Genomic DNA, 17840 nt, shown 5'->3' with positions numbered 1-17840 from the left:
CCGCCGCCATCGGCCATCCATGGCCGGGGGCGGCTACCGCGGCATCCTTGCCGCGGTGCCCCCTACGCAATGCCTGCGTTCGGCCTCTGGGAAAGGGGCAGGCAGATCAAGATCAAAAACCAAAGCAGAGCCACGGCAAGATCAAAAGATCGCAGCCTCGCTTCGCTCGACAGCTCCTACAGGGAAATGCGTTCACTTGAAGTCAGGCCGGCCGGTAGGCCGCCTCGCTTTTGCTTTTGCGGTGCACGCCCCCTCGAGAGGCCGAGCGGAGGTTCTGCGCAGTGGGCAACCCGGCATGGATGCCGGGTTAGCCGCGCACGGCCATGGATGGCCGATCGCGGCGGGCCCACGGAGCAGGACCGGAGCAAGGGCATGCCGAGCCTAGGCGAGGCACCGAACGAAAGGGGCAAGAGCCCTTTGGTTACTTTGGGGCTTTTCCAAAGTGACTCGCTGTAAGAGCGAAACCGCCAGCCGCCGCTACCGCAGAAACGGATATGTACCCGATCAAAAAGAACCAGCGATTGTTACATTTCCTGCAAAGCTGAATCAGACCCAGCCCCCTTTATCACCCACGGACAAAGCCTAGAATTGAGACATCGGAATCAACACGGAGTACGGAAAATGAAAACCTTGATCAGCCTGTTTCTGACCCTCGCCGCCACCTCGGCCCTGGCCGCCGGCAACGAGCCAGCCGCCACCTCGTACAACCCGGCGCAGCCGCTGGACATCGCCGAGGTGGTTTCAGTGACGAACACCGCAACCGCCTGCGGGGTTGTGCCTGCGACCATGGAATATGTCGATCATCAGGGCCAGACCCATCGCGTGACATACGAAGTCATGGGTGACTGCACCAGCAACCTGTGACCGCGGGGCTCATAACAGCTTCCACGTGTAGCTGAGGATCAGGCGGTTTTCGTCGATATCACTGCGGTAGTTGGAACGCGCCATCACATTGCGAACACGGATGCCGAGGCCTTTGAGACTGCCGCTCTGCAGCACATAGCCGATATCCAGATCGCGCTCGCGGTCCTTGCCTTCAAAGCCCTTGCCGGTGTCGACGTTATTGCCGGTGATGTAGCGCACGGTACTGGTCAGGCCGGGCATGCCGAGGGCCGCGAAGTCGTAGTCGTAACGTGCCTGCCAGGAGCGTTCGTCGGTGTACGCGAACTCGTAGGTCGGCACCTCGTTGCCCAGCGGTGAGATGTTGGCAAAGACTCGTGGGAAGGCGCTGTCGCCGAACATGCCCTGATAGCCGACATAAAACGTGTGGCCGCCGCGTTTGGCCGACAGCAAGGAGAAGAACGCCTGGTTGTCGATATTGCCCAGCAATTTTTTGCCGTCTTCGAGCGAATCGTAGTAGCCGAGGTTGGCACCCAGGGTCCAGTCGCCCATCGGCTGGCTGTGTTTGAGGCCGAGAAAGCGCTGGTTGTAGATATCTTCCAGTTGCCCGAACCAGGCACTGACCGAACTGCGTTTGTCATTGAAGGCGTAGTCGGCGCCGGCAAAGTTGAAACCATCGCTGCTGACCTGACGCTGCGGAACATGACCGAGCATGGCTTGCATCTTTTCGTCGCCGGCCTCGTTGCGCAGGCTGGTCGAGTTCAAGTGGCCGCCTTGCAAGGTCAGGCCATCGATTTCACTGGAGCTGATGCTTGCGCCCTGATAGCTGGGCGGCAGCAGACGGATATCGCTGAAGGCCAGCACCGGCAGGTTGGGTTGCAACTCACCCACTTTCAGCTCGGTCTTGGAGTAACGCATCTTCAGCGCACCTTCCAGACGGCTGTAATCATTTGCCGCGCGCCCGTCATCGTGCACCGGCAGCAAACCGGTATTGACCCGGTCCGGGCTGCTGTCGAGCTTGAGGCCGAGCAGGCCGATAACATCCACGCCAAAACCGACCGGGCCCTGGGTATAACCGGATTTGACGTTGAGGATGAAACCCTGCGCCCACTCTTCGGCCTTCGACTGTTGATTGGCCCCGACGATGTCCGAGAAGTCCCGACTGAAGTAGTAATTACGCGCCTGCAAGGTGGCCGTGGTGTCTTCGATAAAGCCGCCCTCGGCGGCCATCACGCCACTGGAAAAACCCGAGACGAGCGCCAGGGACAACACTGAACCGGTTGCTGGAAAAATCTGTTTCATCGCTGTTCTCTTATTGTTATTGATCGACAGGTTGAAGCGCTCCACCCGTGGCGGATTCGCCGCGAGGGATGGTGAAAACGGATAAGGATCAGGGTTGCGGTTACTTACTCGATCAGCGCGCCACCTCCTGCGCAGGGGCCGCTTGAGTCGCCGGCGCGGAACGCCGGGCACTCAACAGCACGTGCGTGACCATGCCGAAAATCAGCCCCCAAAAAGCGGCGGACAAACCAAACAACGACATGCCCGAGGCGGTGGTGAGAAAGGTCACCAGCGCGGCTTCGCGATCACCCGGCACGGCCATTGCGCCGGCCAGCGCCCCGGCTATCGCGGCGAACAGCGCCAGCCCGGCCAGGGCCGCGATCAGTTCCTTGGGGAACGCCGAAAACAACGAAACCAGCGTGGCACCGAAGATCCCCAGCACCAGGTAACACAGCCCGCCCACGACCCCGGCCACATAGCGTTTGCGCGGATCTTCATGGGCCTCGCGACCGGTACAAATGGCGGCGGTAATCGCCGCCAGATTCAACCCGTGGCAACCGAACGGTGCCAACAGCGCAGTGCCCAACGCACTGCTGGCGATAATCGGGCCGGCCGGCGTTGGGTAACCGCTGGCGCGCAGCACCGCCATGCCGGGAACAAACTGGCCGGTCAGCGCCACCATCACCAGCGGCAAGGCGACATTCAGCGTCGCACTCAGGCTGAACGCGGGGGTGATCCACATGGGCGTGGCCAAACCAATCACCAGCGCTTCGCGGTGCAAATCACCGGTGAGAAACGCAATCGAACAGCCCACCAGCAGCACCATCAACACTGCATAGCGCGGCATCACCCGCTTGCAGATCAGGTATATGGCAAACATCGCCAGCACCAGCAGCGGCTTACCTTGCAACGAGACGAACAACCCGGTGCCGAAGCTGAACAGAATCCCCGCCAGCATCGCCGCCGCAATCGCCGCGGGCAGTTTGCCGATGATCCGGTCAAACGCCCCCGACACCCCGACCAGAAAGATAATCAGGCTGCTGACCAGATACGCGCCCACCGCCTCCGGCATGGATATTCCCGGCAACAGGGCCACCAGCAACGCCGAGCCCGGTGCCGACCACGCGATGATCACCGGAACGCGATAACGCAGGCTCAAACCGATGCCGAGCACGGCGCTGCCGATGGAAATCGCCCAGACCCAGGACGACAACACTTCCCGCGAGAGGTGCGCGGTCTCGGCGGCCTGAAAGATGATCACCAAGGGGCCTGCGTAGGAAATCACCGTGGCGATAAATCCAGCGACGGCAGCAGACAGGGAAAAGTCCTGGAATAACGCTTTCATGAAACCTCGCCGCAAGACTCGTCAGGCGATACGTGGCACAGGGCCCGGCCGCTCTTGTTCGGAAAAAATCGTGTGGGTGACCAGGCAAGGCGACACGGCATGACGCCGTGCCGCCACTGCCGGGTTCAGGCGCTGGTCGGCGCCAGCGTCTGGGTGGCACCTTTGGCGCTGCGCTGACTGCAGATGGCGAACACGGTCATGGCGAGGGCGGCCACCGCACCGGGCAAGGCAAACGCCATGAAGTTCAGTTGCAGCGGCAGGCTGATCCCCAACAAGGCACCGCCCAGCAGCGGACCGACGATGGCGCCGTTGCGGCCGATGCCCGACGCCCAGCCCAAACCAGTGGAGCGGATGGTCATGGAGTAGAACTGCGCGGCGCAGGCGTACAACAGAATCTGCGAGCCTATGGTGGTGGCGCCGGCAAGGGCGATCAGCAGGTACAACACCGGCATCGGACTGTTGAAGCCGAGCAAGGTGATCGATACCGCAGCAATAACGAAGAACACCGCCAACACGCGCGGCAAGTTGAGCTTGTCGCCGAGTACGCCACCGCCGACCGCGCCAAAAATGGCGCCGAAGTTGAGCACCAGCAGGAACGACAGACTCGAGCCCAGGCTGTAACCGGCATTGGCCATCAGTTTCGGCAACCAGGAACTCAAGGCGTAGACCATCAGCAAGCAGCAGAAAAATGCCAGCCACAGCATCAGCGTGCGCAGCGCACGGCCCTCGCGGAACAGTTGCAACACCGGGGTGCCAGTGCCCTTCGCTTCGCTCATGTGCAATTGATCGCCGGCGTGTGCGACGTAAGCCGGGTCAACCCGTTCCAGGATGTTGCGCGCCTCTTCATCGCGTCCCTGACGCAGCATGAAACCCACCGACTCGGGCAGGAAGTACATGATCAACGGCAACAACAGCAACGGCAGCACCGCCACGTAAAACACTGACTGCCAGCCGAAACTGGGAATCAGCACGATGCCGAGCCCCGCCGAGAGCATGCCGCCCACCGAGTAGCCGCTGAACATGATCGCCACCAGCGTGCTGCGGATTTTCTTCGGCGCGTACTCGTTCATCAGCGCCACGACGTTGGGCATCACCCCGCCAATGCCCAGCCCGGCAACGAACCGGCAGAGGCCAAACTCGGTGGGGTTACGGGCAAATCCATTGAGCACGGTAAAACCGCTGAAGAGCATCACGCACAGGGTGATGGCTTTTTTGCGGCCGATCTTGTCCGACAGCGGGCCGAAAAACAGCGCGCCGAACATCATCCCGAACAGTGCATAACTTCCCAGCGCGCCGGCTTGCAGGGGACTGAGCCCCCACTCTTTCATCAACATCGGCAACACCACGCCGTAGATCACCAAATCGTATCCGTCGAAGATGATGATCAGGGCGCACCAGAACAGCACCATCCAGTGAAAGCGGTTGAATCGAGCGTTGTCGATAACCTCATGTACGTTGATCTTGCGCATGGCATCTATCTCTTGTTGTTGTTTTTTTAGAGTCGGTAACTAAGAGTCGGTAACGCGGCTAACGTCCGTACAGCCGAGGGTAGAGACGCCGGGCACGGGGCAATAGCCGCTTTGCGCAGATCGCTATCCGTTTTGTGCAATGCCCTGTAGCAACCCTGTAGAGGGTTGATTCATGGACTAGACTCACTCGGTTGGTGATGGAGTTGAACGTCAAGAGCAGAGGGGCCGTCCACGACTGACGCCAGGTTTGCTCGAAGCAATGCGCGATCTGCAAGCTGATAGCTGCACCTGCAGGGTCTATCTATCGGCAGTCAGCGACTGGCATAGGTGAGGCTTGGGTCATGGCAAAGGACAAGAAGAAAACCCCTGTTAAAAGCAACTCCGCTGAACCCTTGAAACTGAAGAACAAAGACTATCTTGAGCAGTTACGCCGACTGCATGTCGAGCTGGTCAAGTTGCAGGAATGGGTGAAAGAAAAGGGCATCAAGATCTGTATCGTCTTCGAAGGGCGGGATGGCGCCGGCAAGGGTGGGACGATCAAGGCGCTCACCGAGAGGGTGAGCCCGCGTGTCTTTCGGGTAGTGGCACTACCTGCACCGACCGATCGCGAGAAGAGCCAGATGTATATACAGCGCTACCTGGCGCACATGCCCGCGGCTGGCGAAGTGGTGATCTTCGATCGCAGTTGGTACAACCGCGCAGGGGTCGAGCGTGTGATGGGATTTTGTACCGATGAGCAGGTGACCCGTTTCCTGGCCCTGGCCCCCTTGATGGAACGCATGATGGTCGACTCCGGCGTCATGCTGTTCAAGTATTGGCTGGAAGTCAGCGAAGAGGAGCAGACCCGCCGGCTCGGGGCACGGATCAAGGATGGCCGCAAAACCTGGAAACTGACGCCCATGGATCTCAAGTCATACAGCCGCTGGTATGACTACTCACGCGCACGTGACGACATGTTCAAGGCGACCGACACCGATCATGCTCCCTGGCTTGTGGCCAACTCGAACGACAAGAAGCGGGCCCGCCTCAACATCATCTCTGATTTGCTCAGCCGTATTCCGTACAAGAATGTACCGCGTGAGAAAGTGATTTTGCCCAAGCGGCAGAAATCCGGCGGCTATCGTGAACCGGATTATCCGTTGCGGCGAATTCCGGAAAAATTCTGACGGCACGTTCAAGCGGATCTGCGCTGTACACCAAAGGGCCACAGTCCTATGAGCCATTCGGATGCTTCGCCTCCCGCCCCTGAACCGGGGCGGATTGCCCATCGGGATACCGGCGGCAACACCGGTTGGAGTCGCTGGCTGCCGGGACTGCGCACGCTACGCGGATACAAGATAGCCTGGTTGAGGCACGACCTCGTGGCCGGACTGGTGCTGACCACGATGCTGGTGCCTGTCGGCATCGCCTACGCAGTGGCATCGGGCGTACCCGGCATCTATGGTCTTTACGCGACCATCGTTCCGCTGCTTGCGTATGCGCTGTTCGGCCCCAGCCGGATTCTGGTGCTGGGGCCGGATTCCTCGCTGGCTGCCGTCATCCTCGCCGTCGTCCTGCCACTGTCCGGCGGTGATCCGCATCGTGCAATCGCCCTTGCGGGCATGATGGCGATCGTGTCGGGGGCGGTGTGCATCCTGGCCGGCATAGCGCGCCTGGGCTTTGTCACGGAGCTGCTTTCCAAACCGATCCGCTACGGGTACATGAACGGGATCGCGCTGACAGTATTGATCAGCCAACTGCCCAAGTTTTTCGGTTTTTCGATTGAATCCGACGGCCCGCTGAGAAACCTGTGGGCGATCGCTACGGCGATAATGGAGGGGAAAACCAACTGGACCGCCTTCATGGTCGGCGCAGCCACCTTGGTCGTGATTTTGCTGCTCAAGGGCAACAAGCGCGTGCCGGGCATTCTGATCGCCGTGGCGGGAGCGACCGTCGCCGTGGCTGTGCTGGACCTTGCCGCGCGCACTGGCATATCGGTCCTCGGCTCCCTTCCACAAGGCTTGCCTGCGTTCGCCATCCCCTGGATCACTAGCGCCGATATCGTCCCTGTCCTGATCGGCGGTTGCGCCGTTGCCCTGGTTTCGTTCGCCGATACCAGCGTGCTCTCGCGTGTCTATGCGGCACGGACCCGTACCTATGTGGACCCGAACCAGGAAATGGTGGGCCTCGGCGTCGCCAACCTGGCCGCCGGATTTTTTCAGGGTTTTCCAATCAGCAGCAGTTCGTCACGTACGCCCGTGGCCGAGGCCGCAGGTGCCAAAACCCAGCTGACTGGAGTCATCGGCGCACTTGCGGTTGCCTTACTGCTGGTGGTGGCGCCGGATCTGTTGAAGGATTTACCCACCAGCGCACTGGCTGCGGTGGTGATCGCCTCCGCCATCGGCCTGATCGAGGTCACCGACCTGCGACGAATTTATCGAATCCAGCGTTGGGAGTTCTGGCTGTCGATCGTCTGCACCGTCGGCGTGGCCGTGCTGGGCGCGATTGAAGGCATCGGCCTGGCCATCGTGATCGCCGTCATCGAATTCCTGTGGGATGGCTGGCGCCCTTACTCCGCAGTGCTGGGGCGCGCGGAAGGGGTCAAGGGTTATCACGACATCAAGCGCTATCCCGACGCACGCCTTGTCCCCGGCCTGGTACTGTTTCGCTGGGATGCGCCGTTGTTTTTCGCCAACGCCGAGTTGTTCCACGACCGAGTGCTCGACGCAGTGGCTGCATCGCCTACCCCCGTGCGCTGGTTGGTCGTTGCGGCGGAACCTGTCACCAGCGTGGACGTGACCTCTGCCGACATGTTGGCGGAGCTGGACGAAACCCTGCACACGGCGGGCATCAAGTTGTGCGTGGCCGAGATGAAGGACCCGGTCAAGGACAAGCTGAAGCGATTCGGGCTATTCGCGCGGCTTGGCGAAACGGCGTTCTTTCCAACAATAGGCACGGCAGTCGACAGCTATCTGATGATTCATCCGGTGGATTGGGAAGACGAGGATCGCTGAGTGGCACCGGAAACACTCAGCGACGGTCTTCATCAATGTTATCTGCCTTTGCCACTCTCTACAGGAGGCAATCAATGGTTCCCACGCCCATGCTCGAAAAGGTTTTTTCCCGAGACCTGCTCGATGTACTGATTCGTGCCGGAGTGATTGCCGTCCTGGTGATGTTCTGCTTTCAGATATTCAGCCCATTCCTCGACCTGATGCTGTGGTCGGTGATCCTGGCAATCACCCTCTACCCCTTGCAAGTCAGGTTCAAAAGCAAGCTGGGGAACAGAGACGGGATCACCGCGACGCTGATCGTATTGATCGTCATCAGTATTCTTATGGTGCCTATTTACTTGTTGGGAGCCTCGATTGCGGATTCCGTGGAGAGGGTCATGACCATGGTCAAAACCGACAGTTTCCATATTCCGCCACCGTCCGATGCGATAGCCAGCTGGCCACTGGTGGGCGAACCTCTTTATAACTTGTGGGCGCAAGCCACCACTGACCTGCCCGATCTGGCACACAAGTTCATGCCGCAGATCAAAGGTGTCAGCCTCTCCCTGCTGAGCAAGCTTGCGGGTGTCGGCATGGGGCTCCTTTTATTCATCGTCGCCCTGATTATTGCCGGTATTTTTTTAGCGTATGGCGAGAGCGGCCACAGCAGCGCGGTGCAAATCGTTTCGCGCTTCAGCGGTCCGATCAACGGGCCGAAAATCGCCGATCTGTGCACCGCGACCATCCGGGCAGTGGCGTTGGGGGTGGTCGGTATCGCCTTCATCCAGATGCTGTTGGTGGGCATCGGCTTTGTGTTCATGGGCGTCCCAGGCGCCGGCCTTCTCGCCTTGGCGGTGCTGCTGCTTGGCATCATGCAATTACCGGCCACCCTGATTACCCTGCCGGTCATCGTCTTTGTTTTCATGAGCGAAGGAGCCAGTACCGCGACCATTGTGTTTGCCATTTATGTCTTCATCGCAGGATTGGTCGATAACGTCCTCAAACCGCTGCTGCTGGGTCGTGGTGTCGATGTACCGATGCCTGTGGTGCTGATCGGTGCCTTGGGCGGCATGGTCACGGGCGGTATCCTCGGCCTGTTTATCGGCCCTGTGATACTCGCGGTCGGCTATCAGCTGTTCTGGGAATGGGTGGATCAAGTACAAGAACCCGGGCCAGACAACCAGGAACAGACCTGACACGGCGGCAGAGGATATTCCCATGCTGTTGAATCTACTGGCCGGCCTTCCCGTGATGTTGTTCTGCCTGCTGATGCAAGCCATTTTCGTGACTATATGCCTGCGTCATTACGTGCATTTCAGGCATGCCCAACCCGCTGAATCGCAATGGCTGAATATCCTGTTGTTGTCGATGGTGATGCTGCTGATGTTGCTGAGTAATTTCGTGCAGATCGTCATCTGGGCCACGCTGTTCATGCTGCTCGATGAGTTCGACGAATTCGCCACCGCGCTGTATCACTCGGCGGTCAACTTCGCCACGCTAGGCTACGGCGACATCATCATGTCCTCACGCTGGCGTCTGCTTGGCCCATTGGAGGCAGCCAACGGAATCCTGATGTTTGGTGTCTCCACCTCGGTGATGACCGCTGCAGTGATGGAGGTCATAAAGCACAACATGGAGAGGCTAAAGCGTGAACACCCATAGGCATGCCAGAAAAAACGGGTAAGACTCTGTCTGAAGAAATCGCGACAGACTTATTATTCAGATCACATTTGAACGCTAAGCTTGGGCCTATGGATGATTCAGATTATTTACGCCTGCTGACCATCGCGGCCGAGCAAGCCAACACGTTCCTCTCCAATGCCCGCAAATGGGAGCGTGAGCGTTGGGTATGCCAGCGCCTGCTGCAAGGCCTGAACATTCCCTATCGCGCCGACGAATTTGCCCCCGCCGGGGAGCCGCCGGACGTGTTGTTCCGCGACGCGAATTTCGAGGTGTTTTTCGTGCTCGACGAAGGCCGGCGCCTCAACGACGAATGGCGCGACGAGTTGCAACGTCGGCGCAGCGCGTTTTCCCTGAGCCAGCTAGTGCGCCGCGAGGCCAAGCCCCGGCGCATCCCGGCCAATGAATTTCTGCTGAGACTGGCGCCGACCTTGCGCAAAAAAGCCCACAACTACAAAGAGCGTGGCATGGACCTGGGGGAGCTGGACATCATCGCCTTCGCCAGCCTCAAGCGGGAAGTGCTGGACCTCAACAGCCACTTTCCGCCCCCCACCGAATACCTGCGTCAAGGCTGGCGCTCGTTGTCGCTGGTCGGCCCGACCTTTGCCCGAGTGTTGTTCGCACACCCCGAGGCCCCGGATTTCCTGCGCAGCAACCTGGGTCGCAGCATCGTCTTCGACGTCGGGATCAGCCTGTGAGTCCGTTGCAGGAGTTGGTCGCCGAGTGTTACAAAGTGGAATCATTCGCCATTCCCGCCAGCAACTATGCTCAGTTCCACACCGAACAGGTCGCAACATCGCTGCGCGCTGTAGCGTCTACACATTCAGCAACGTCTACCTGACGAGGCCTTTATGACCAGCCGCCTGAACCCCGACGACCAGAAGCATGTCGAAGAGTACCTGAACCTGTCCCAGCACCAAGTCGAGCGCCGGCCTTTCCGGCCGTGGATGCTCCTGGTGCTGGTGTTGGCAGTGACCATGGGTTTAGGCCTGTTGAGCCGACTTATCAGTTACCTGACGCTATGAGCTGCATCGCGCTCGCTCGGTTGACTGCACCGATTTCTTTTAGCCTTGCGAGATATCCCCATGACTCATCGTATTGTCATCGTTGGCGGCGGCGCCGGCGGTCTGGAGTTGGCTACCCGTCTGGGTAAGACTCTGGGCAAGCGCGGCACGGCCAGTGTGATGCTGGTCGACGCGAACCTGACCCACATCTGGAAACCGCTGTTGCACGAAGTGGCGGCAGGTTCCCTGAACTCTTCCGAAGACGAACTCAACTATGTTGCCCAGGCAAAATGGAACCACTTCGAGTTCCAGCTGGGGCGCATGAGCGGGCTCGATCGCGCACAGAAGAAAATCCAGCTGGCCGCCACCTACGACGAGGCCGGTCTGGAGCTGGTGCCGGCGCGCGAAGTGCCTTACGACTCGCTGGTGATTGCCGTCGGCAGCACCACCAACGACTTCGGCACTCAAGGCGCGGCGCAGCACTGTCTGTTCCTCGACACCCGCAAACAGGCCGAGCGCTTCCATCAGCAACTGCTCAATCACTACCTGCGCGCCCACGCCGGGCAAACCGACGCGGTGCAACAGATCAGCGTGGCCATCGTCGGCGCCGGTGCCACCGGGGTCGAACTGGCCGCGGAACTGCACAACGCCGCCCATGAACTCGCGGCCTACGGCCTGGACCGGATCAAACCGGAAAACATGCACATCACCCTGATCGAAGCCGGACCGCGGGTGCTCCCTGCGCTGCCGGAACGAATCGGCGGCCCTGTGCATAAAACCCTGGAGAAACTCGGGGTCAATGTCATGACCAATGCGGCAGTCAGCGAAGTGACGGCAGACAGCCTGATTACCGCCGATGGCCAAGTGATCAACGCCAGCCTCAAAGTCTGGGCCGCCGGGATTCGTGCGCCGGGTTTCCTCAAGGACATCGATGGCCTGGAAACCAACCGCATCAACCAGCTGCAAGTGTTGCCGACCCTGCAAACCACCCGCGACGAGAACATCTTCGCCTTCGGTGACTGCGCGGCCTGCCCACAACCGGGCACGGATCGCAATGTGCCGCCGCGCGCCCAGGCCGCGCACCAGCAGGCTTCGTTGCTGGCCAAATCGCTGAAACTGCGGATCGAAGGCAAAGCCCTGCCGGAATACAAATACACCGATTACGGTTCGCTGATTTCGCTGTCGCGTTTCTCGGCTGTGGGTAACTTGATGGGCAACCTGACCGGCAGCGTGATGCTCGAGGGCTGGCTGGCGCGGATGTTTTACGTGTCGCTGTATCGCATGCACCAGATGGCGTTGTATGGCGCGTTCCGCACGGCGATGTTGATGCTCGGCAGCAAGATTGGGCGCGGGACTGAGCCGCGGCTGAAGCTGCATTAACAAAACACAATCCACTGTGGGAGCGAGCCTGCTCGCGATAGCGTCTGAACAGTCGACATCAATGTCGCCTGACACACCGCCATCGCGAGCAGGCTCACTCCCACATTTGTTCTTCATCAACCCGAAGATCTGTGTCTCACTGTATCTCCCCCGTGATTCCATCCCTTCGCTTACAAAGCCCCCCCTTGCGCGACACAGTAGCGATACACCACGCCCGCTAAATGGCCACACCCGAGCAAGGCACTGCCTGCTTCGGTCATCGCCGCACTCACGTGGCGTCCTTTATCGAGCGGTTGTGTCGTGCAACCCAGGAGATTTGTAATGTCCCGTACTCTCAACAAAAACACCGTTGGCCTGCTCGGCGCTGTCCTGGCCGGCGGCATGATGTTGTCCGGTTCCGTGTTCGCTTCGCAGCCGCTGACTCAAGGCTACCTGCTGGCCTCGGCGGAACAGGTCGTGAAGACGCCCGAAGGCAAATGTGGCGAAGGCAAGTGCGGCGATGCCTCGATGGCGAAAACCGATTCGGATAGCGACGGCAAAGTATCCCGTGCCGAATTCCTGAAAGTCGCGCCGAAGTCCAATTTTGACAAGATCGACACCAACCATGACGGCTTCATCGACGAGCAAGAGGCTTACGACAACGTAAAAGCCAACTTCGAAGCCAATGGCAAGAAAATGCCAAAAGGTCTGTTCGAGCACTTGAAAGACCAAGACGGCGCCTAAGCTTGCGAGAACCAAACCGCGCTTTTCCTTCGGGAAGCGCGGTTTTTTTTCGTCTGGCGGATTTACACCTGGAAGCGCTGCACCATGGTTCGCAACGAATTGGCCAGCTGTGAAAGCTCATGGCTTGAGGCACTGGTCTGATCGGCGCCGGCGGCGGAGCGCACCGACAAATCGCGAATATTCACCAGGTTGCGATCGACCTCACGCGCCACTTGTGCCTGCTCTTCAGCGGCGCTGGCAATCACCAGATTGCGCTCGTGAATCTGGTGGACCGACTCGGTGATGGTCTGCAACGCCTCCCCCGCTCGCTCCGCCAAGGCCAATGTACTGGCCGCGCGCGAGGAACTGGCTTGCATGGAATCCAGCGCCTGGGTTGAACCGGTGCGCATGCCCTGAACCATTTGCTCGATTTCCTGGGTCGATTGCTGCGTGCGGTAAGCCAAGGCACGCACTTCGTCGGCGACCACCGCGAAACCTCGACCGCTTTCGCCGGCCCGGGCCGCTTCGATGGCGGCGTTGAGGGCCAGCAAGTTGGTCTGTTCAGCAATGGCCCGAATCACATCCAGCACCTTGCCAATGTCCTGCGACTGGTTGGCCAGCGATTGCACCAACCCGCCCGTCGTCTGCACGTCGCTGGCGAGGGCGCTGATGGCACTGACAGTTTCGCTGACCCGCGCTTGACCGACGTGCGCCGACTCACTGGATTGGCGCGTGGCGTCGGAAGTAGACACTGCGTTGCGTGCAACCTCCTCCACCGCCGTGGTCATTTCGGTGACGGCCGTCGCGGCTTGCTCAATCTCGTTGTTCTGCTGTTGCAGGTTCTGCGTACTGTCGAGGGTGACTGCGTTCAATTCATCGGCCGCCGTCGCCAGTTGCGTCGCCGAACCGCTGATGCCCTGCAAAGTTTCACGCAGGTTGTGTTGCATGGTCGCCAGCGCCTTGAGCAAGCGGCTCACTTCATCGTTGCCATGGGTTTCGATGGGGCGAGTCAGATCGCCTCGTGCCACGTTTTCTGCGGCATGCAACGCTTCGCTCAAAGGTTTGACGATGCTGCGGGTCAGCAGCATGGCCAGGCCGACGGTGGCCAATGCCGCCAATGCGATAAACAGGCTGACGATCATCCTCGATGTTTCGTAATGCGCTGCAGATTTCTGGCTCTCGGCGGCGACTTGTTTGGCGAACAGATCCGCCAGGTCATTGAGCTGTTTACCCGAGCCATCGACCACGGTTTTCATGTCTATCAACAGCAATTTGGTCAATTCGTCGCGGCGTCCCTGTTCGGCCAGGGAGAACGATTGAGCAATACCGGAACGATAAGCCGCGAAGGTGGTTTTGAACTGGTCATACAAGGCTTTGCCTTCGACTGTGTTGACCAACCTGTCATACGCCGCAATCTTCTCGCTCAACTCTTTGTCGCGAGTGTCCATCTGGCCGCGGTAGACAGGGATGTTCTTCGGATCCTGATCCAGGGCCATGCGCAAGGAAATGGTACGGATGCGCAGCATGATTTCGCGGATCTCGTCACCGCCGCGAATGCTCGGCAACCATTGTTTCTCCACCGCCAACTCGCTGTCACGAATGCTCGACATCTGCCCCAGGGCAAAAATCCCGAGCAAAGCGACCAATACGGCGATCAGGGCAAACCCCAAGGCTGCCCGAGGAGCGATATTTAACTGTCGAAGCACCATAACGAACGCCCTTTTCTTGTAGTGGCTTGGATAAGGGGCGTTGTTTCGGCAGTACCCCGTCGCCTCGTTATCGGCAAGTCGTACGATGACTGAAGTGTTATTTCTCGACGACAAAAAATCGAAGACAAAAAAAATCCCCGTATCTTTCGATACGAGGATTTCTAATATGGTCGGGGTAAGGGGATTCGAACTCCTGACATCCTGCTCCCAAAGCAGGCGCGCTACCGGACTGCGCTATACCCCGGTAAAAAAAAGGCACCTTTGAAAGGCGCCTTCTGCGAACAGAGCTTTTGGCGTCTGATCTTAAGATTCGATTCCAGCGTTAACTGGTTTCAAAAATGGTGGGTCGTGTGGGATTCGAACCTACGACCAATTGGTTAAAAGCCAACTGCTCTACCAACTGAGCTAACGACCCAAAAATGGTCGGGGTAAGGGGATTCGAACTCCTGACATCCTGCTCCCAAAGCAGGCGCGCTACCGGACTGCGCTATACCCCGGCTTGAAATTGGCTCCGTGACCAGGACTCGAACCTGGGACCCAATGATTAACAGTCATTTGCTCTACCGACTGAGCTATCACGGAACTACATATTTCAATTACAACTGTGAAGCTTGCTTCACCTCTTCGACCCGTTCGCATCGCTGCGTTCGTGTGTCTGAGGCGCGCTATTCTACAATCTTAAGCACCTCTGTCAACCCCCTAAATTGCTTTCAAGTTAATGATTTGCAACTTATTTCAGATTCCTGCTTGGGGAGCAGAAACCCCTCGGGGTGACTTACTGCGGGGCGCACTTTACAAGCCTTTTCCTTTGAGTTCAACAGCCTGGCGAAAAAAAGGCCTCGCAATGCGAGGCCTTCTGTTATTGCACTGCCGCCGAGCGTCAGACGAAAACGATCTCGTCGTTTTCCACGACACCTTTGGCGGTATCGCCGGGCATGAATCGACCCGACAGAATCAGCTGTGCCAGCGGGTTCTCGATCCAGCGCTGGATCGCTCGTTTGAGCGGTCGTGCGCCATACACCGGGTCGTAACCGACAGCAATCAGCTTATCCATCGCTTCGGGACTCAGCTCAAGCTTCAGCTCGCGCTCGGTCAGGCGGCTACGCAGGCGACCCAACTGGATCTCGGTAATGCCGGCGATCTGATCCCGAGCCAGCGGCTCGAAAATCACCACTTCGTCGACCCGGTTGATGAACTCCGGCCGGAAGTGCGTGGAAATCGCATCCATCACTGCCGCGCGCTGCGCTTCGCGATCCCCTACCAGCTCCTGGATCTGCACCGAACCAAGGTTGGAGGTCATGACGATCACAGTATTCTTGAAATCCACCGTGCGGCCATGGCTATCGGTCAAACGGCCATCTTCAAGCACTTGCAGCAAGATGTTGAACACGTCCGGATGGGCCTTCTCGACCTCGTCCAGCAGGATCACCGAATAAGGTTTGCGACGCACCGCCTCGGTCAGGTAACCGCCCTCTTCATAGCCCACGTAGCCCGGTGGCGCGCCGATCAGTCGAGCCACGGAATGTTTCTCCATGAACTCGGACATGTCGATCCGCACCATCGCCTCTTCGGTATCGAACAGGAACTCGGCCAGCGCCTTGCACAGCTCGGTTTTGCCGACACCGGTCGGGCCGAGGAACATGAACGAACCGCTCGGGCGATTCGGGTCGGACAACCCGGCGCGGGAACGCCGCACCGCGTTGGAAACGGCGATCACCGCTTCGTCCTGACCGATTACACGCTGGTGCAACAGGCTTTCCATCTTCATCAGTTTTTCGCGCTCGCCCTCGAGCATTTTCGCCACGGGGATGCCGGTCCACTTCGACACGACTTCGGCGATCTCTTCTTCGGTCACCTTGCTGCGCAGCAACTGGTTTTCGCTTTTGCCGTGCTGATCGACCATTTGCAGGCTGCGCTCCAGGTCCGGGATCACCCCGTATTGCAACTCGGCCATGCGATTCAAGTCGCCCTTACGGCGCGCGGCTTCCAGCTCCTGACGGGACTGTTCGATCTTCTGCTGGATCTGCGCCGAACCCTGGACTTCGGCTTTTTCCGAGTTCCAGATTTCTTCGAGGTCCGAGTATTCACGCTCGTGACGAACGATTTCTTCCTGTAGCTTTTCCAGACGTTTCTTCGCCGCGTCGTCGCTCTCTTTCTTCAGCGCCTGGGATTCCACCTTCAGCTGAATCAGACGACGTTCCAGACGGTCCAGCACTTCCGGCTTGGAATCGATCTCCATACGGATGCGGCTGGCGGCTTCGTCGATCAGGTCGATGGCTTTGTCCGGCAGCTGACGATCAGTGATGTAGCGATGACTGAGCTTGGCCGCGGCGATGATCGCGCCGTCAGTGATCGCCACCTTGTGGTGAACCTCGTAGCGCTCTTTCAGGCCACGCAGGATGGCAATGGTGTCTTCTTCGCTCGGCTCATCCACCAATACTTTCTGGAAGCGCCGCTCGAGGGCCGCGTCCTTCTCTATATATTGGCGGTACTCGTTGAGCGTGGTCGCGCCGACGCAGTGCAGTTCACCGCGAGCCAATGCCGGTTTGAGCATGTTGCCGGCGTCCATCGAGCCTTCGCCCTTGCCGGCGCCGACCATGGTGTGCAGTTCGTCGATGAACAGAATGATCTGCCCTTCCTGCTTCGACAGTTCATTAAGCAGGGATTTGAGGCGTTCTTCGAACTCGCCGCGGTATTTGGCACCGGCAATCAGAGCCCCCATGTCCAGAGACAACAGACGCTTGCCTCTCAGGCCATCCGGCACTTCACCGTTGATGATGCGCTGGGCCAGGCCTTCGGCGATGGCGGTTTTACCCACGCCAGGCTCACCGATCAGTACCGGGTTGTTCTTGGTGCGGCGTTGCAGGACCTGAATGGTGCGACGAATTTCGTCGTCACGGCCGATCACCGGATCGAGCTTGCCCTCTTCGGCGCGCTTGGTCAGGTCGATGGTGTACTTGTCGAGCGCCTGACGTGATTCTTCGTGGTTGGCATCATTGACTGCCTCACCGCCGCGCAGGTTGTTGATTGCATTTTCCAGGGCTTTCTTGCTCACGCCCTGGCCCAGCAACAATTTGCCGAGCTTGCTGTTCTCGTCCATGGCGGCGAGCAGCACCAGTTCGCTGGAGATGAATTGGTCGCCCTTCTGCTGGGCCAGGCGATCAGCCTGATTCAGCAGACGCGCCAGATCTTGCGACATGTTCACATCGCCAGTCGGATTCTGGATTTTTGGCAGCTGATCGAGGGCTTTAGTCAGCTCTTTACGCAAGCTGTTGACGTCAAAACCCACCTGCATCAGCAGGGGTTTGATCGAACCACCCTGCTGTTCAAGCATGGCCTGCATCAAATGCGCCGGCTCAATGGCCGGATGATCGAGGCCGACGGCCAGGGATTGGGCGTCGGACAAGGCTAACTGCAACTTGCTGGTTAAACGGTCTATACGCATGGGTCACCTTCCT

Annotated in this window: 14 protein-coding genes, 4 tRNA genes and 1 pseudogene; 9 read left to right on the top strand and 10 right to left on the bottom strand. The window is 59.0% G+C overall.

Features of this window, described 5'->3' with window-relative positions:
- Positions 1-621 precede the first annotated feature (621 nt).
- Positions 622-864 (top strand): DUF2790 domain-containing protein, encoded by a 243-nt coding sequence (locus tag PMI30_RS18430; protein WP_008008729.1) that lies wholly within the window; start codon positions 622-624, stop codon positions 862-864.
- 9 nt (positions 865-873) lie between these two features.
- On the opposite strand, the gene PMI30_RS18435 is transcribed toward PMI30_RS18430, so the two are convergent.
- From PMI30_RS18435 to PMI30_RS18445, 3 genes are all read right to left on the bottom strand, one after another.
- On the bottom strand, positions 874-2142 hold the full coding sequence (locus PMI30_RS18435) for an OprD family porin (protein WP_008008727.1): 1269 nt from the start codon (positions 2140-2142) through the stop codon (positions 874-876).
- A gap of 112 nt (positions 2143-2254) precedes the next feature.
- Positions 2255-3466, bottom strand: a complete 1212-nt coding sequence (locus tag PMI30_RS18440; protein ID WP_008008725.1) for a benzoate/H(+) symporter BenE family transporter — start codon at positions 3464-3466, stop codon at positions 2255-2257.
- Between the two features lie 125 nt (positions 3467-3591).
- Entirely contained in the window at positions 3592-4935 is a 1344-nt protein-coding gene (locus tag PMI30_RS18445; protein ID WP_008008723.1) for an aromatic acid/H+ symport family MFS transporter, read from the bottom strand.
- Between the two features lie 341 nt (positions 4936-5276).
- Between PMI30_RS18445 and ppk2 the strand changes: the two genes are divergently transcribed.
- The 8 genes from ppk2 to PMI30_RS18485 all read left to right on the top strand — a co-directional run bounded on the left by ppk2 (position 5277) and on the right by PMI30_RS18485 (position 12694).
- Positions 5277-6101, top strand: a complete 825-nt coding sequence (ppk2, locus tag PMI30_RS18450; RefSeq protein WP_008008722.1) for a polyphosphate kinase 2 — start codon at positions 5277-5279, stop codon at positions 6099-6101.
- Between the two features lie 48 nt (positions 6102-6149).
- Positions 6150-7928 carry a SulP family inorganic anion transporter gene (locus tag PMI30_RS18455; protein ID WP_008008720.1) on the top strand — a complete coding sequence of 593 codons (1779 nt, stop codon included), beginning with the start codon at positions 6150-6152 and terminating at the stop codon, positions 7926-7928.
- A 74-nt stretch (positions 7929-8002) separates the two neighbouring features.
- Positions 8003-9103 (top strand): AI-2E family transporter, encoded by a 1101-nt coding sequence (locus PMI30_RS18460; RefSeq protein ID WP_008008719.1) that lies wholly within the window; start codon positions 8003-8005, stop codon positions 9101-9103.
- 22 nt (positions 9104-9125) lie between these two features.
- A complete protein-coding gene (locus PMI30_RS18465; protein WP_008008718.1) occupies positions 9126-9569 on the top strand; it encodes a potassium channel family protein in 444 nt (147 codons plus the stop codon).
- Between the two features lie 89 nt (positions 9570-9658).
- Complete coding sequence (locus tag PMI30_RS18470; protein WP_008008717.1) at positions 9659-10285, top strand: DUF1780 domain-containing protein; 627 nt, start codon at positions 9659-9661, stop codon at positions 10283-10285.
- Between the two features lie 153 nt (positions 10286-10438).
- Entirely contained in the window at positions 10439-10612 is a 174-nt protein-coding gene (locus PMI30_RS18475) for a DUF3094 domain-containing protein (RefSeq protein WP_007901951.1), read from the top strand.
- A 60-nt stretch (positions 10613-10672) separates the two neighbouring features.
- Positions 10673-11971, top strand: a complete 1299-nt coding sequence (locus tag PMI30_RS18480) for an NAD(P)/FAD-dependent oxidoreductase (RefSeq protein ID WP_008008716.1) — start codon at positions 10673-10675, stop codon at positions 11969-11971.
- Positions 11972-12292: 321 nt separating this feature from the next.
- Positions 12293-12694 carry an HvfA family oxazolone/thioamide-modified RiPP metallophore gene (locus PMI30_RS18485; RefSeq protein WP_008008715.1) on the top strand — a complete coding sequence of 134 codons (402 nt, stop codon included), beginning with the start codon at positions 12293-12295 and terminating at the stop codon, positions 12692-12694.
- 62 nt (positions 12695-12756) lie between these two features.
- Here PMI30_RS18485 and PMI30_RS32085 read toward each other — a convergent pair whose 3' ends face one another.
- The 7 genes and pseudogenes from PMI30_RS32085 to clpB all read right to left on the bottom strand — a co-directional run bounded on the left by PMI30_RS32085 (position 12757) and on the right by clpB (position 17827).
- On the bottom strand, positions 12757-13620 hold the full coding sequence (locus PMI30_RS32085; RefSeq protein WP_443216292.1) for a methyl-accepting chemotaxis protein: 864 nt from the start codon (positions 13618-13620) through the stop codon (positions 12757-12759).
- Positions 13612-14382, bottom strand: a pseudogene (locus PMI30_RS32080) (MCP four helix bundle domain-containing protein); the annotation flags it as partial. The pseudogene PMI30_RS32080 and the gene PMI30_RS32085, both read right to left, overlap by 9 nt.
- Before the next feature lie 167 nt (positions 14383-14549).
- A tRNA-Pro gene (locus PMI30_RS18495) sits at positions 14550-14626 on the bottom strand.
- Between the two features lie 95 nt (positions 14627-14721).
- Positions 14722-14797, bottom strand: a tRNA-Lys gene (locus PMI30_RS18500).
- Between the two features lie 5 nt (positions 14798-14802).
- Positions 14803-14879 (bottom strand) — tRNA-Pro (locus PMI30_RS18505).
- A gap of 9 nt (positions 14880-14888) precedes the next feature.
- Positions 14889-14964, bottom strand: a tRNA-Asn gene (locus PMI30_RS18510).
- A 298-nt stretch (positions 14965-15262) separates the two neighbouring features.
- Positions 15263-17827, bottom strand: a complete 2565-nt coding sequence (gene clpB / locus PMI30_RS18515; RefSeq protein WP_008008713.1) for an ATP-dependent chaperone ClpB — start codon at positions 17825-17827, stop codon at positions 15263-15265.
- Between the last annotated feature and the right edge of the window lie 13 nt (positions 17828-17840).

This window comes from Pseudomonas sp. GM50 (assembly GCF_000282375.1).
In the GTDB taxonomy this organism is placed as follows: Bacteria; Pseudomonadota; Gammaproteobacteria; order Pseudomonadales; family Pseudomonadaceae; genus Aquipseudomonas.
The sequence above is the reverse complement of the archived record's forward strand: the minus strand, read 5'-3'. Positions and strand labels throughout refer to the sequence as shown.

Bases quoted from the DNA above. Each gene is read 5' to 3' on its own strand.
- PMI30_RS18480 (WP_008008716.1), top strand. From the start codon at position 10,673: ATGACTCATCGTATTGTCATCGTTGGCGGCGGCGCCGGCGGTCTGGAG.
- PMI30_RS18445 (WP_008008723.1), bottom strand. From the start codon at position 4,935: ATGCGCAAGATCAACGTACATGAGGTTATCGACAACGCTCGATTCAAC.
- PMI30_RS32085 (WP_443216292.1), bottom strand. From the start codon at position 13,620: ATGCAACACAACCTGCGTGAAACTTTGCAGGGCATCAGCGGTTCGGCG.
- PMI30_RS18465 (WP_008008718.1), top strand. From the start codon at position 9,126: ATGCTGTTGAATCTACTGGCCGGCCTTCCCGTGATGTTGTTCTGCCTG.
- PMI30_RS18440 (WP_008008725.1), bottom strand. From the start codon at position 3,466: ATGAAAGCGTTATTCCAGGACTTTTCCCTGTCTGCTGCCGTCGCTGGA.
- PMI30_RS18430 (WP_008008729.1), top strand. From the start codon at position 622: ATGAAAACCTTGATCAGCCTGTTTCTGACCCTCGCCGCCACCTCGGCC.
- clpB (WP_008008713.1), bottom strand. From the start codon at position 17,827: ATGCGTATAGACCGTTTAACCAGCAAGTTGCAGTTAGCCTTGTCCGAC.
- PMI30_RS18435 (WP_008008727.1), bottom strand. From the start codon at position 2,142: ATGAAACAGATTTTTCCAGCAACCGGTTCAGTGTTGTCCCTGGCGCTC.
- ppk2 (WP_008008722.1), top strand. From the start codon at position 5,277: ATGGCAAAGGACAAGAAGAAAACCCCTGTTAAAAGCAACTCCGCTGAA.
- PMI30_RS18485 (WP_008008715.1), top strand. From the start codon at position 12,293: ATGTCCCGTACTCTCAACAAAAACACCGTTGGCCTGCTCGGCGCTGTC.
- PMI30_RS18475 (WP_007901951.1), top strand. From the start codon at position 10,439: ATGACCAGCCGCCTGAACCCCGACGACCAGAAGCATGTCGAAGAGTAC.
- PMI30_RS18455 (WP_008008720.1), top strand. From the start codon at position 6,150: ATGAGCCATTCGGATGCTTCGCCTCCCGCCCCTGAACCGGGGCGGATT.
- PMI30_RS18460 (WP_008008719.1), top strand. From the start codon at position 8,003: ATGGTTCCCACGCCCATGCTCGAAAAGGTTTTTTCCCGAGACCTGCTC.
- PMI30_RS18470 (WP_008008717.1), top strand. From the start codon at position 9,659: ATGGATGATTCAGATTATTTACGCCTGCTGACCATCGCGGCCGAGCAA.